Source organism: Paenibacillus terreus (assembly GCF_042138595.1).
In the GTDB taxonomy this organism is placed as follows: Bacteria; Bacillota; Bacilli; order Paenibacillales; family Paenibacillaceae; genus Paenibacillus; species Paenibacillus terreus.
The window spans coordinates 451,536-465,866 of the sequence record NZ_JBHIRX010000002.1 but is presented as its reverse complement, the minus strand read 5'-3'; the positions used below and the strand labels follow the sequence as shown (position 1 = coordinate 465,866).

10 protein-coding genes are annotated in these 14,331 nt (G+C 49.9%); 2 read left to right on the top strand and 8 right to left on the bottom strand.

What is annotated here, in order from left to right:
• Window positions 1-15: 15 nt before the first annotated feature.
• The 3 genes from sacB to ACE5KN_RS06325 all read right to left on the bottom strand — a co-directional run bounded on the left by sacB (window position 16) and on the right by ACE5KN_RS06325 (window position 4,169).
• Window positions 16-1,467 (bottom strand): levansucrase, encoded by a 1,452-nt coding sequence (gene sacB, locus ACE5KN_RS06335; RefSeq protein ID WP_375524515.1) that lies wholly within the window; start codon window positions 1,465-1,467, stop codon window positions 16-18.
• A gap of 293 nt (window positions 1,468-1,760) precedes the next feature.
• The gene (locus tag ACE5KN_RS06330) at window positions 1,761-2,609 is read right to left on the bottom strand and encodes a PRD domain-containing protein (protein ID WP_375524514.1); all 849 of its coding nucleotides are present in this window, start codon (window positions 2,607-2,609) and stop codon (window positions 1,761-1,763) included.
• Window positions 2,610-2,618: 9 nt separating this feature from the next.
• A complete protein-coding gene (locus ACE5KN_RS06325; protein WP_375524513.1) occupies window positions 2,619-4,169 on the bottom strand; it encodes a PTS transporter subunit EIIC in 1,551 nt (516 codons plus the stop codon).
• 526 nt (window positions 4,170-4,695) lie between these two features.
• Here ACE5KN_RS06325 and ACE5KN_RS06320 point away from each other — a divergent pair.
• Window positions 4,696-5,277 (top strand): DUF4256 domain-containing protein, encoded by a 582-nt coding sequence (locus tag ACE5KN_RS06320; RefSeq protein ID WP_375524512.1) that lies wholly within the window; start codon window positions 4,696-4,698, stop codon window positions 5,275-5,277.
• 372 nt (window positions 5,278-5,649) lie between these two features.
• Here the strand turns inward: ACE5KN_RS06320 and ACE5KN_RS06315 are convergent, their stop codons facing one another.
• The 5 genes from ACE5KN_RS06315 to ACE5KN_RS06295 all read right to left on the bottom strand — a co-directional run bounded on the left by ACE5KN_RS06315 (window position 5,650) and on the right by ACE5KN_RS06295 (window position 12,885).
• The gene (locus ACE5KN_RS06315; protein WP_375524511.1) at window positions 5,650-6,687 is read right to left on the bottom strand and encodes a LacI family DNA-binding transcriptional regulator; all 1,038 of its coding nucleotides are present in this window, start codon (window positions 6,685-6,687) and stop codon (window positions 5,650-5,652) included.
• 165 nt (window positions 6,688-6,852) lie between these two features.
• Window positions 6,853-9,363, bottom strand: a complete 2,511-nt coding sequence (locus tag ACE5KN_RS06310) for a carbohydrate-binding protein (RefSeq protein ID WP_375524510.1) — start codon at window positions 9,361-9,363, stop codon at window positions 6,853-6,855.
• 51 nt (window positions 9,364-9,414) lie between these two features.
• Window positions 9,415-10,257 carry a sugar ABC transporter permease gene (locus ACE5KN_RS06305; protein WP_375524509.1) on the bottom strand — a complete coding sequence of 281 codons (843 nt, stop codon included), beginning with the start codon at window positions 10,255-10,257 and terminating at the stop codon, window positions 9,415-9,417.
• Complete coding sequence (locus ACE5KN_RS06300; RefSeq protein WP_375524508.1) at window positions 10,257-11,564, bottom strand: carbohydrate ABC transporter permease; 1,308 nt, start codon at window positions 11,562-11,564, stop codon at window positions 10,257-10,259. The genes ACE5KN_RS06305 and ACE5KN_RS06300 overlap by 1 nt, the downstream gene beginning before the upstream one ends.
• A 43-nt stretch (window positions 11,565-11,607) precedes the next feature.
• Complete coding sequence (locus tag ACE5KN_RS06295; RefSeq protein ID WP_375524507.1) at window positions 11,608-12,885, bottom strand: extracellular solute-binding protein; 1,278 nt, start codon at window positions 12,883-12,885, stop codon at window positions 11,608-11,610.
• Window positions 12,886-13,487: 602 nt separating this feature from the next.
• Between ACE5KN_RS06295 and ACE5KN_RS06290 the strand changes: the two genes are divergently transcribed.
• Window positions 13,488-14,261: an alpha/beta fold hydrolase gene (locus ACE5KN_RS06290; protein WP_375524506.1), complete on the top strand. Its 774-nt coding sequence runs from the start codon at window positions 13,488-13,490 to the stop codon at window positions 14,259-14,261.
• Window positions 14,262-14,331: the final 70 nt, after the last annotated feature.

The window sequence follows — 14,331 nt, the reverse complement described above, 5'->3', positions numbered from 1 at the left end:
GAGAAAAGAAAATGATTAGTCAACGGTCAATTGGCCTTGCGCAAGGATGCTGTTTTGCACGACTGAAGTTTTGGAGCCCTTGATGTTCACCAGGAAGCTTGGCGCAAAGGTAGAATGGTGGTCCTTGAACAAACCTCTGTTGGTCATATAGCTGGTGATAACCACGTTGTTGCCTTGCACCTGCGGGATCGCAAAGTGAGCGTACGTCCAGGTAATATCATTGGGATTCAGGTCCTGATGAAGCACAAGTCCGGTTCCGTTCAGTGGCTTGTAAGGCCCTGTCAGCGAATTGGAGACGTATCCCAGCATATAGATATCTTCTTTATCGATGCCGTCCACGATCATTTTGGATCCTCTCGTATCCGTGAACAGATACCATTTTCCGTTCATTTTAAAGACATTTGCTCGTTCGATTTCGTCCGTTACGGTATTCGAGGCAATCAGTGGCTTCATAACCTGCTTCAACGTATAGTCGTCATTCAGTTCGATAATCCCCAATGCGCCATTGGCCAGTGAGGCTGTTTTTTTGTCAGGGCTTTGCTGCAATTTTTGTCTTTCGGATTCAAAGAATTTCTCGCTGCCCTCATAATAGGCTTTGTTATTAAAGGAATCCTCGCCTTGATAACCTGTTTCCGTTCCGGTGTTTGCTTCGAATACAAGGTATTTGTGGCCATTGTCTTCCACGTAATGAGGATCTCTCAAAGTATGGTTGTCGGAATAGTCTCCACCGCTAAAAGCCTGGTCAACGGTTTGATACATTTTGCCGTCCCCATCGAAGATCGATTTGAAATCTTCAACTCCGTCCACCTTGAGCGTACCGTCTTGCGGCTCTGATACATTGATTTGGGCGGTTGTCAAAGTCTGCTTGCCGTAAAATCCGTTTGCCGGGTCCCAGGGCTGACGGTTGGTGTAGAACAGGCGCATTTTACCGTCGGAAGTAAGCGTAGCAGAACCGGACCATTCCTCTGACTGATTGTTCAAGATCGGATCGTTGGGAACGTCCTTGTCACTGTTTTTGAATACCCGACCCGCATTTTTCCAGGCCTCGATCGAGTTGTCGCCAGGCTTCTTATAAAACATATAGATAAACGTATCCCAGCTCTTGTTCGGGTCGCCGGCCAGGCCGAACACGACTTGATAGCCATTATAAGTGGCTACGGTTCCGTCCGCGTTTTGCAGCGGCCAGGTATCCCAAACGTCCAAATCGATGGAGGTGCCGTAATCACCGATTCCTTTTGCGGAAGGAATGTTGCGGATGGTTGAGGCATCGAACTGGGGGATCTTGAATTGTTCCTTGGTTTGCTGTTCCGGAATTTTCAAGGCATCAAGGCGTGTAATATGGGAAATGCCGTAGCTTTCTTTGTATTCCTGGCTGTCTTTGGCCAAAGCCGAAGCTCCCCCGCCTGCCAACAAAGCTGTTGCAAAGGTTACTGCTGTTGCTTTTCTTGCGACTTTTCTGAAATTCATATTCCTGCTCCTTTTTTTGCGTGGGATGTTGTTCCGGTAAACAGAAAAAGACCTAAAAATGCCCTTAGTCGACGGTGATAGCCGTCCCTAATGGATTTTTAGGCCTTGCCTGCTTAAGCAGTAACAATCCCACATAATTTTGTTGTCACGGACATTCTATACTGTTTTAACGGGATTTGGGTATAGACCGAAACTCCTGAATTACAGCGAGACTAAAGGCGCTTTTTTTCGTGGATTCATACCATAAGCTGAACTAAATCCTCTTGTTTCACAAAATAAAAGGGTCTTACGGATCATGATTGGAGCATGCCGAGCCGGGAGCTTACCCGGTTGATTTCCATGGCGATGACCACCAATTGGCTGTCAGTGAAAAGGTATCCGTAATCTTCTTCCACCAGATCACCGATCCTGCGGGCTTGTGCATAGGCTTCGGCAAAATTTTTCTTGGCGATGATCACAAGCTCCGCGTTCAGCTCATTATGGAGATGACCCGACTCGTCCGTTTGCAGCATATTTTCAAGCTGTGTCAGCAGCCGCTCATAATTGGCGGAACGCCGATCCAGCACAACTCCCGCGGCTTGTCCCACACCTTCGGCAATATCGCGGATCATGGCGGTTTTCTCCTGTCCCTTGCTGCGGCTGCCGGCGTTTTTCCAGGCGGTATGGATGTGCATGGCGATGTAGCCCACCTCATCCTCCGGAATAATCACCTGCAGTCTCTCACGGATCATATGTTTCGCCTGGAGCCCGATTTGAAACTCCCGCGGATAAAGAATGCGGATTTCCTCGAGGAGTGTGTTCCGGATAGACATTCCTTTACCAATCCGCTCCAGCGCGAATGAGAGGTGATCGGTCAGCGCGATATGAATATGCTCCTGAAACGTTACACCCAGCTCACGTTCGGCAAATGCGATGATTTCCTGGGATACGGCAATTTCCTCTTCCGGCAGGGTCCGCAGCATTTCCTGCAGGTGGCTGTATTGAGCGGGATCCTCCATCACAAATACCTTTTCGATTTGAGTCGGATCGATGATGTCGTTTTTTCCTTTCTGAAAAGCAATGGCGGACCCAATGACGATCTTCTCTTCTCCATGATCATTGACGACGGCTGCATTATTGTTAAGTATCTTCTTGATTTTCATCTCATTCTCCTATCCCTGTACCTGCGGGAGGTTTACTGAGGTAGTGTCTTGAGCGGGTTTCTCTCCGCTCAAAAACCAGGTGACCGCAAAAGCGGTCGCCAAGGCGATCAAAAATCCGGTCAGATAATGGACCAGATTCATCCCTCCGGGCTGCACGGCAAAGGCAATCATGGGAATTCCGGTTAACCCGAACGAATTGGCCACCACCTGGTGAAATGCCACATAGCCTCCTCCAGCGGCGCCCCCGGCCGCAGCTCCCAGAAAGGGGCGTCCAAGCTTCAAATTAACGCCGAAGGTAACCGGCTCGGTGATCCCGAATAACGCAGTGATGGAAGCGGGAAGCGCGACTTTCCTCAAAGCCATATCCCGAGTTCGGGCATATACGGCAAGCCCGGCACCGGCCTGTGCGATATTCGCCATGGACCAGATCGGGAGCAGAAAGTTGACACCGATGTCCGGATTGGAAATCAGCCCGATTTCCACGGCCTGAATACCCTGGTGCAATCCAGTGATCACAATGGTGCTGTAAATCCCGCCGAGCAGCAAGCCAAAAACCGTGCCGCCGCAGGTGAACACCTGCTCCAGCGAGCTGCTGAGAAAGGCACCCAAGCGGGACGTAAGGGGGTCAATGACCAGAACGGCAAGGCTGCCCGCCAAGACAAAACACAGAAAAGGGATGATGAGAGCCGCTCCGGACGAAGGTATGATCCGGCGCAGCCCCTTCTCGATCAAAGCCAGCAGCATGACCGCAAGAATCGTTGGAATCACCGCTCCCTGATATCCGAATTGCGGTGCAATCAGAAAAGATTGAGGATCCGGCCCATTCCCTCCAAAACCGGTAAAACGGAGAAAACCGGGATATGTCATGACGATGCCGATTACGGCCCCCAGCGCCGGAGTGCCCCCGAACCGTCTGGCCGTGTGATAACCGAACATGACGGCTATGATTTGAAAGGCTGAACCGGTCAATAACGACAGGGCCCGAAACCGGACGCTGTCCGGGTCATTCCAACCCATAACGCCCATCAGGTTAAACAGGCCAAGCATCAGCCCGGCCCCGATAAAGAGCGGAATGATGGGGACGACAATATCAGAAAAAACGAGAGCTGCAGCCATGAATCGGTTTAGCAGCCCGCGGTCTCCCAACACCCTTCCTGCATCGGATGTCCGTGCAGGGGCGCTCAGACTGCTCGGCAGCGCCGCCGGAACAGGTGAAAGGCTCTGTTCCTTTTCCGTCTTTATCAGCGGTTCGCCGCTCTGAAGTGTGCTGACGATATGGCGATGCACTTTAAAGACAACAGACGGGTCTAGGATAATGTGCAACTGGCCACCTCGAACAAGTACCTCCAGTACCGCTTCTGCAGCGTTAAGACCGGGCTCATCGACGAGGCGGCTGTCCTTCACCCTGAAACGAAGGCGTGTCGTGCAGTGCAAGCATTCGATCACATTGGCCGTTCCTCCGCACAACTCAATTAGACGAAGAGCCAGCGTCCTTGCCGAACCGCTAGTCTTCCTCGTGCTCCGTTCGTCCTGTCCGGGGCGGATTTCTTCTTGCTGCATTTGAGCTCCTTTCCTATCGCGAAAAATACTAAAAAAGGTTACAAACTCGTCATAAGTGGCAGTGTTTCTATTTTGACAAGTTCACTTTCTAAAATCAATGGTCAGTAAATACCACAAATTTAAGGACATGGGCCCATCCTGCTGCCATTGAGGAGGATATCGAGACTTTTTCATGACCGCTGACCTGGGGAAACGCTTTTAAAATATTGACATGGGGAAGCTTGAAAGCTCAGTTTTTGTCAGCATTGTTTAATTCATTTGAGATGTACAGATCCATTATTCCGCCGCCCTTCTTACTATCAAAATCAACGGATACCAAAAAAACTGTTAACAATTATAAATTACCATATTATTCCTAGGTTATTACTGATGAAGATTACGAAGATTTTGAAGATGCTCTCTACTCCTTTTTCTAAGTTAATATTACGAGTATCAAGGTTTGTTGAGTTGGATTCCCGTGGTTATAATGGAAATATAAAGTTTAACGCCAATGGAGTAAAACATATGATATGAGGGGGAATCTACCATGACAAAGAGTAATGAAACCGGTATCAAAAAGGATCTGTCACCAGATCAACGTGAAGAACTGCTTGGAACATTGAAAGCCAGATTTGAGAAAAACGTAAACCGCCATACAGGCATGGAATGGGCCGAAGTTCAAGCAAAACTCGAAGCTAACTCTGAAAAATTATGGTCACTCAATGAAATGGAATTAACCGGCGGTGAACCGGATGTTGTTGGTCATGATGAAGAGACGGATGAATACATTTTCTATGATTGTTCAACGGAAAGTCCCAAAGGCCGCAGAAGTGTTTGTTACGACCGTGAAGCGCTGGAGTCAAGGAAAGCACATAAACCGGAAAATAACGCTATGGATATGGCTGCTGCCATGGGCATTGAGCTTTTAACGGAAGAACAATACCGGGGGCTGCAAGAGCTTGGGAATTTCGATATGAAAACATCAAGCTGGGTGAAAACACCTGCTAATATTAGAAAACTCGGCGGGGCTCTCTTTTGTGATCGTCGCTACGACACAGTCTTCGTGTACCACAATGGAGCTGATTCCTACTATGCTGCAAGGGGTTTTCGTGGCTCGCTAAGAGTCTAAGCTTTAGAAAGAAGTCGGCTTCAGGCGGGGGGAGAAGCGTATGAATAATTTTTTTCGAAATGCGAATTCATGTAAATGGAATGACTAAAGAAGAAATCCCTCACGCTCCTTTAGCTAAACACATCTCCAGACGATCACATCGGCATGCCCAATTCACCGCCCTGTGGATCCAGTGGAGTAATTCCCTACAAAAATTTACATAAAAATCACGTAAAATACAATAAAATGGAAATTGTAAAGTGGGGTCCATAGCATGTATCAAAGAAAAAAACAAAAGATGATCTCAAAACTCACAATTCAGCGAAGGATGAGATCATCTTTTGTCTGCCAAATTTTCTAATCAAAAAGGGGAGCATTAGCCATGTTGAAGGCTCAAAAGAATGGCCCTCGCCCGGTTGTCTCGCGCACGATCAAATCAACGGGCAGTGTCTTGCGTCGCTCTGCGATCGGCTGACCGTCAATTTGATCAAGAAGCATGCGAACCGCCGTATGTCCCTTTTCCAATATGTTTTGCGAAACGGTCGTCAGCGATGGAGAGGTATATTCGGACATAAATAAATTATCGAAACCGATCACGGAATACTCGCCGGGTACACTTTTATTTTTTTCCTTCAGGCTCCTAAGCACTCCCATTGCGCTCACATCGGAAAAAGAGAAAATTGCAGTGACGTCCGTCAGCTCCACAAGTCTGTTCGCCGCTTGATAACCTCCCTCCAGGGAGGTCGGCAGCTTAATCATTAACTGAGGATCATACGGAATGCCTGCTTCCTCCAATGCATCCTTATATCCGAGCCAACGCTCATGCAGCACGCCATAGTTGGCAATCCGCTCCATGGGAATGTCACCGATTAATAACGCAATCCTTCGATGACCTTGAGCAATCAGATAAGACGTTGCACGATAGCTGCCCATGCGATCATCGAGATTGACTTGATAGAATTCGCTGTCCTGCAGATAGCTGTCTATAAAGACAGCAGGCACACCGAGCTCCATAACCCGGTCGATCGCCTGTGATCTCTCGTTAATACCCACAATGATCAAGCCATCAAGTCTTCGCTCCTTCACGAATGCGAACGTCTCCGTGCTTTCATCGATGCCGGTCAAAATAATATGAAATTTTCGGTCACGCGCCCCCTCCTCCACACCAGCCAGCAGATCCCAGTAAAACGGGTTGTCCTGCAGTCGCCCCGGCTTCATGGTGGGCACAACCAGACCGATCAGGTCTGTTCTCCGTGTCTTCAAATTCCGGGCAGGCAAATTGGGCGTATAGCCAAGCTCTTCGATCACTCTTTGAACCTTCTTTATCGTACTCATCGATACCCGGCCTTTGCCATTCACGACATTGGATACGGTGGCGATGGAGACCCCTGCTTCCTTGGCTACATCTACGATGCTGACTTCTTGCTTCATATAGACACCGCTCTCTTTGAATGAAACGTTTTTTCACATTATAGCCCAGGCCATCCCAATACGGAAAGCCGGCCCAAGCGTCCGTCTTGCACAGACGCAAAGGCAATCCTCAGTCACATTTTTGTTCAACTGGCCAACCCGCTTGCACGCAGATCGGCCATGAATTTACCAGCCACTGTTTCCGGAGCCTCTAACAATCTGAAAAGCATTATTGGGATTGTAAAGACCACCCGAAGCAGCGTCTTTTACAACAACGTTCGAGAACGATCCCGAACCTGTGACCCCGTCAAAATAAATGCCATACGTTCCTGCTCCATCAATGTTTACACCATCCAGCACAATGCCGCTGATTTGCTGATTAAAGCTGAACTTGATGCCTTCAAAGGTACTGTCCAGGATATCCACCTGTTCGATCACAATCGGTGATGTAATATTTTGATTCTCTGCATAAATCCATAACCCACCGAAGCTTGTGTTCCAATTCGGCTCATAGCCGCCGGTGCGAAGCAGCGTATTGCGTTTGACCTCCGTCGTTCCGCTGAACGGTACGGCGTTAAAACGGGTGCTCACGGCAATTCCTGCCGAAGCGGTCACGGTATCCGCGGCAATGTTATCCCATACTTTGTTGGCTTTTCCGCCATATACGGCAAACGTGTTGGCCAAAACCGGAATCTGCGCCGTATTATACCGGAACGCATTGTTCTCGTTCGGCGTACCGTCCGACCACATCGCGAAGGCGTCATCTCCTGTATTGCGTACGTTGAAGTGGCTGATTGTCGTATTTTTCACCCCGCCGTGGAAGTTGACGCCGTCTGCCCATGTATTCCGCACACGTCCGCCTGCAATGTACAAGCCGTCAGTACCGCTCTGCAGCCAGAACCCGACCTTCATATGCTCGATCCAGACATTCTGAATAAGCGAACCCGTGCCGAAGTTGCCCTCGATCCCGGCGTGATCCGCGACGTCGTTCCGGAAGAGCGAATCGCCGAAGATCGACAGATCGGCAATCCGCACATTCCCGCCTGTACCATAGAAGCCCCCTTTGCCGTTGGTTCCCTGCAGCGTCGTATGCCACATGCCCGCTCCGCGAATGTGCACGTTATCAACGTTCACTCTGTCGTTCATGCGGAATGTGCCGGCCGGAATCCAGACACCGGCTTTGCCCGTCGATTTGGCATTTTGTATCGCTTCGCGCAGTGCCTGCGTATCGTCGTTAAGATCATTCGCAACCGCACCGAAATCGGTGATGCTCACGAAATTCGCCGGCATGGTGTATGCTGGCTCCACCTGCTCCAGATTAATCAAATCGATCGTATAATAAGCGGCTGTATCCCCTGCGTCCTTTTGCAGCCTTACTGTTGCTCCGGCCGGAATGTTCCCCACCGGAAAGCGGCTTTCATCATAAAAATGGTGCGCACCGCCGTTCGCGGGATTGTCATTATAAGGATAAGCACCGTACGTCCAGGCGAACTTGGAGCTCAGGTTCAAGGTTCGCTGCTTGACCCCGTTCACATACAAGCTAAGCGTTCCCTCCGTTCCTCCACCGCCAGGAGCATCCGGCATGCTGTAACGGACAATCAGGGAATTCGCCGCTTCTGGTGCGGTCCATTGCACGTAATGGCCTGTAGATGACAGCTTTACCGCGCTTCGTCCGGAGGATTCGGCTTCGACCGTCAGATACTCACGGGAAGGTGCCAGCACCTGTGCATTTGTCGTCCCCTTTTCCGCCTCCAGCTCCCGGTATGACAGGGTCGCCCCCCGGCTTGCAAGCGCAATGCCATTCTCAATAGTCAATGAGTCGATGGTGACACCGCTCATCGCCCCGCCGCTTGTCTCGTACCCTATGGTGTTTAAGCCTTTGCGAAGTGGAAGCGTCTCCGTTTGATTTGCCCAGACATCCGTTCCGCCAGTGGAAGCAAGCGAGGCTGTCGTCGTGTAAACACCGTTCACATATATGTTCATGGTTCCGGTTCCACTGGTACTCTTGGCATAACGCAAAGTCACGTTTTTATTTCCCCCGGATGACAAATTGACCGTAAAAATAACCCGGGCACCTGCAGCGTCAAAATTGTGCAGCACATTTCCCGTTTTGACTGCTCCGCCGGAAAAAAACTGCTCCGCCGCTTGATACACGTCCGGTGAATCAGGATTCGGCTCAGGTTCGGGCTCCGGCTCGGAAAGCGGCTCCCCGACAACGATATGATCCAGATTCACGTTGCCTGTATCTGTCGGATCGAAGCGATATTGCACCGTATTGCTGCCTTCATGAAGCGTCACCCTCTCGGCCTTCGTCCCCCATTCATCCCAGGACGGTGTGGGTGGCAGCTGCGTTTGCCCCGTCTTCACTCCGTTGACGTAAAGGCTGAGCGTCATGGCAGATCCTGTCCCGTTGGCATAACGAAGTGTTACATCCCTGGTGCCAGCTGCGGACAATTCCACTGTAAAGCTGACGGAAGCGGAGCCCTTGTTGCTGTCAGTGAAGCCGCCGACAAAGCCGGAGCCCGAATACCCGGCATGATTGGATTCCGCCACCGCGCCACCCGACAAAGAGGCCTCCTCGGCTTCATAGGAAACGGCAGCATATGCCGGGTGCGGCAGCGCCACGAGCGTCAATATCATACAGCCAACCATGAACAGCAGCAATCCTCTTGCTTTCAAACCAGATCTTCTCTTCATTTCGTCCCCTCCCGAAGGATACACTCGAGTTTCAATCTGGTGCTTCTAACGCTACCCTTTCGTCGCACCATCTGCGAGACCTGTAATCAAATACCGCTGCAGGAACAGAAAGACAATGGCGATGGGTACTGCAATTAAAATGGCGCCTGCCGCAAAACGGGTAAAGTTATTGGCGAATTTGTCGTTGATAAAATTAAACAAACCGAGGGCCAGCGTAAATTTCTCCGGGCTGCGCAAAATGATGCGTGGCAGCAGAAAGTCCATGAACGGTGCCATAAAGTTAAACAGTGCGACCACCGCAAGGATTGGCTTTGTAAGCGGCAGCAGAATTTGAAAGAAAATTCTGAAATGTCCGGCACCGTCCATTTTGGCCGACTCGTCAAGATCCCTCGGAATGGTATCCAGATAACCTTTGACCAAAAACGCATTCATGGGAAGCCCGCCGCCGATATAGATGACAACGAGGCCCCACAGGGAATCCAGCAGCCCGACTACGTTCAGCAGCAAATAAATGGCGACCATGCCCATCAGTACAGGAAACATCTGCAGCAGCAGGAACGAGTAAATGCCATATTTTCGGCCCACAAAATCATACCGGGAAAAAGCGAATGCCACAAAGGAAACGACAAGAACGGATACGACCGACGTGACAGCTGCCACAAAAAGCGTATTTTTATACCACAACAGGTAATCGCTCTGCGGATTCGCAAACAGCCACTCATAATGAATAAAGGACCATCGCTCCGGTACAATGCTTGAGCTGAACAAGCTGGTCCCGGGATTCAGCGAGATGCTCATCGTCCACAGCAGAGGGTACGCAATGACCATAAACATGATCAGCACCACGCTGTAAATCAGCGTTAATTCCAGGCGGTTTTTGGCCTTTCTGCTCATCAGAACATCCTCTCCTCCCGGGCCGACCGGCTGCGGCTGAATTGAAAGAACGCAAAGATGGTCACAACGAGGCCCATAATAATCGAAATTGCCGCCGCCATTTTGTAATTGTTATTTTCAAAGGTAAGCTTATACACCCACGAAATCAGGATGTCTGTTCCGCCTGCCGTCTGGTTACGAACCGGGGGTCCGCCCTGATTAAACAAATAGATGATGTTGAAATTGTTAAAGTTACCCGCATACTGCATAATGAGCAGCGGCCCGGTCGCATACAGCACATGGGGCAAAGTAATAAATCTGAACTTATTCCACCGGCTGCCGCCGTCCACATCTGCCGCTTCATACCAGTCTTGCGATATGCTTTGCAGCACGCCGCTAAACAGCGCAAAGACGAACGGAAAGCCTAACCACACCTGGATCATGATGATCGTGACCTTCGCCCACACTGGATCGGACATCCACGGAATTTGCACACCGAGCGGTGCCAGCAGCTCCCGATTGACTGCGCCAAAGTCGTCGTTGAACATCGCTGCAAAGATTAGAATGGTCACGAAGGAGGGAACAGCCCAGGGGAGAATAAACACAGTGCGGATCAGCCTCTTGAACTTGACCCGGGCGTCATTTACCATGACGGCCAACAGCATGGCGACGGCGATTTGCAGCGTCGTTGCGACGAACGTCCACACCACTGTCCATGATAAAACGGACAGCAGGCTTGAGCGCCATATTTCTTCCGTATACAAAATTTTGAAATTATCAAATCCAACCCAATTCAGAAGCTTGGCTGGCGGAGAATTGTATAAATTGTAATCCGTAAAAGCAAGGCAAATCATGAACAATAACGGAAATACAACCACGAAAGCCAATATGAAGAAACCCGGCAGCACCATGTAATAAGGAAAACCGCGGTCCCATGCGGCGTGAAAGCCTTCCTTCAGGCTGGGAATGGTGAAGCCGTTTTGCAGCTGCCGTCCGTCGCGATAAGCATCGATAAAATTGTAAGCATAGAAAATGACCATGAACCCTGCCAGAATAACAGACAACAAACCCTGTACAAGCAGCGTGCGGGAATCATCCAGCATAGGAATGGTGCCCAACGTATAAATGCCCCAGAATCCGATGTTCAAAAAGTCGTACAGCCCTGACAAAACCGCCGCCGACAAAAGAAGAAACAGGCTCCCCTTTACATACCTGCGGTTATAAAGCTGACCAAGCCCGGGTATGATAGAAAGCGCTGCAGATAAAGCCGGATAATGATTGGACTTTTTTATAGATTGGCCTGCCGCCAAGCTCCTCACCTTCTTCAACCGTCATGAATCTCATTCCTCACTTATCTCTGCAGATCCAAGCCTACTGTGCGCCCGCCATTTTTATTTTGTCTTGAATCTGGACGACGGCCTCATCAAGCACAGTCTGCACGTCTTCCCCTTCCGACGCAAATTTAAGCGCATTCGCCATCGGGTCCCACACATGCGTCAGCTCCGCCACATTCGGGAATGGTTTTCCGTATTGTATTTGCTCCGAGAAGCCGGCGACCAGCGGATCATTAACGAGCACAGGATCATTCAAGGCATCAAGATGAGCCGGCATTTCACCTGTCGCTTTAAACCATGCCATGGACGATTCCGCATTGGTCAAAAATACGGCCAGATCGGTGGCCCACTCCGGGTTTTTGGAATAAGCAGAGAGCATCCACCCTTTTACGCCGATGAATGACTGCGGATGGGTACCGTCCTCCATGACGGGCAGCGCCGCAACGGCAAGCTTATCCCCCAGCTGTGCCTTATGGTCGGTAATGGCCCATGGTCCGTTGATTACCGCCCCTACCTTGCCCTCATTGAACAGGCCGCCGACAATATCGCCGTTCACTCCTTTAGGCAAATAGCCCTTCTCGAACCAGCTTTGAATAAGGCTCAGCCCTTTAACAGACCCTGCCTGATTAAGCCCTATATCATTGATGTCAAAGCCGGTATCCGTTTCTTTAAAAATGTAACCGCCGCTTCCGCCCGTAAATGCCCATGAATAATAAAAGTTCGTGGCGTCATACAGAAAACCGTACTCGTCGCTGCCCGCATTTGTCATTTTTCCGGCAAGCTGCTCAAGCTCCGCGATGGTCTTCGGAGCATCGGGAACGAGCTCTTTGTTATACAGCAGGGCATACGTCTCAACCACAAACGGCAATCCATACAACTTCCCGTCATAGCTAAGCGCTTCCAAAGTCTCCTTCGTAAACTTGGCTGTGTCCTCCTCGCTCACCTTTAACGGCTGTACAAGCCCTTGCACGGAGAGGCTGCCAATACCCGGCTGATAGAAAAGATCCGGTCCCTTGCCCGCGGGTCCGTCAAGCGACAGTGCCTGCGGCTGATCGTTCATGGCAATCGGCGTAATATTCACCGGAATGCCTGTTTGCTCTGTATATTTCGCTGTTATCCCCTTCAAAGCTGCCAGCTTTTCGGCATTGTCATCCGCCCAGATGGTCAGCTCCGCAGGCTTCGGCTTCATGTCTTCATCCGTCCCGGATTGACCTGCGCTTTCAACACGATCGACGCTGCGCTGCGGCCCACATCCTGCCAGCATAAGAATAAAAACCAATAAAAAGACCCCAATGCACATTCTCCTATACGACACTCTGGATTCCTCCCGGATCATTTTCATCTTGCTCTCACATGAATGCTGATCTGGCTGTCGTTTCCCGAATCTTGAGTTGGACGGGCAGCACCACCTTTCGGGAGAATGAAGACTCATTGCACACTTCTGCCTTTGTCCCTCAGTCCTTTATCAGACCGAGTGACCGTATATCGGGCAACAAAAAAAGACAGCGCTTACATTGTTGACGCTAACCAGCCATTTTACCGCAATGTAACCGACTTGGACAGACATCGGCAAACAAATCATCAAAGCGGAATCATATCGAAGATACCAGCCTTTTCCGTTAACGGCATTCGATAATGGTTGCAATGAATCCTCCTTTATTAAACGTTTAATCTCCATGAATTATGCATGGTTAAACCTTTAAGCAGAGAGTAACACGCCTTTATTCTCATCGTCAAGCTCTTTTGTCAGTGATATCGAGAAGCCCATCCTCAATAGCTTCAGGCTTTAGAAGAGATTAAATCGCCATCTTTCTGCACTAAAAAAAAGAACATATGTGCTATAATGACTGTGCCGAACGGGGTTAAAACCAATAGAGCCAACAAAGAAACGACTTTATGGAAGGGAAGTATAAAAGCATGCAGGAATATGAACTTAAGAAATTAAACAGTTTTGTACGATATCATGATTTTCCCGGCGAAGGGACGCCAATTCTATTTATCCATGGGCTCGGTTGCGCCGGATCGTTTGACTACCCGCAGGTTGCGGCTCAGCCGGATCTGGCCGATCACAGAAGGATTCTCGTCGATTTGCTCGGAGCAGGCTTCAGCGACAAGCCGGAGCATTTCAGCTACACCGTAAATGATCATGCAGAATATCTGCTGGAAATGATTTCAGGGCTGAATCTGGATAAATTCATTCTGTTTGGCCATAGCCTTGGCGGAGCGGTAGCCCTCTCTCTGGCGGACAAGTGCAGGGAGCGTGTGCAAAAAATTGTTTTAAGCGAGTCGAATTTGGACAGCGGTGGCGGCTTTATCAGCAAGGCCATTGCGGCGTATGATATGCAGGAGTATATTCAACATGGCTGGAAGGATATGATTGTGAAAAATCAGCAGAGCTCCAATCAATTATGGGCAGCCAGCCTTTCCGTGTGGTCTCCCAAAGCAACGTACCTGATTTCAAAGTCAGCGGTCGAGGGCCAGACTCCTTCATGGAGAGAAATTCTTTATACGCTGGAATGTCCGAAAACGTTCATCTTTGGTGAAAACTCGCTGCCTGATCCCGACATGCAGGAGCTGGCAAACCATGATGTACATATCGAAGTCGTCAAGCAGGCAGGCCATTCCATGGCCTGGGAGAATCCCGAGGGCCTTGCAGCCGCAATCCGCAACGGAATATTGCATAGTAGTTAACAAACATTCCAATGGTCTTGCTTGAAGTGAAAGAAGACATGCAGATACGTCGCATCAGTGCTCTCACTGA

Excerpts from the sequence above, each read along its gene's own strand:
- sacB (WP_375524515.1), bottom strand. The coding sequence starts at position 1,467 with ATGAATTTCAGAAAAGTCGCAAGAAAAGCAACAGCAGTAACCTTTGCA.
- ACE5KN_RS06305 (WP_375524509.1), bottom strand. The coding sequence starts at position 10,257 with ATGAGCAGAAAGGCCAAAAACCGCCTGGAATTAACGCTGATTTACAGC.
- ACE5KN_RS06290 (WP_375524506.1), top strand. The coding sequence starts at position 13,488 with ATGCAGGAATATGAACTTAAGAAATTAAACAGTTTTGTACGATATCAT.
- ACE5KN_RS06330 (WP_375524514.1), bottom strand. The coding sequence starts at position 2,609 with ATGAAAATCAAGAAGATACTTAACAATAATGCAGCCGTCGTCAATGAT.
- ACE5KN_RS06325 (WP_375524513.1), bottom strand. The coding sequence starts at position 4,169 with ATGCAGCAAGAAGAAATCCGCCCCGGACAGGACGAACGGAGCACGAGG.
- ACE5KN_RS06315 (WP_375524511.1), bottom strand. The coding sequence starts at position 6,687 with ATGAAGCAAGAAGTCAGCATCGTAGATGTAGCCAAGGAAGCAGGGGTC.
- ACE5KN_RS06310 (WP_375524510.1), bottom strand. The coding sequence starts at position 9,363 with ATGAAGAGAAGATCTGGTTTGAAAGCAAGAGGATTGCTGCTGTTCATG.
- ACE5KN_RS06320 (WP_375524512.1), top strand. The coding sequence starts at position 4,696 with ATGACAAAGAGTAATGAAACCGGTATCAAAAAGGATCTGTCACCAGAT.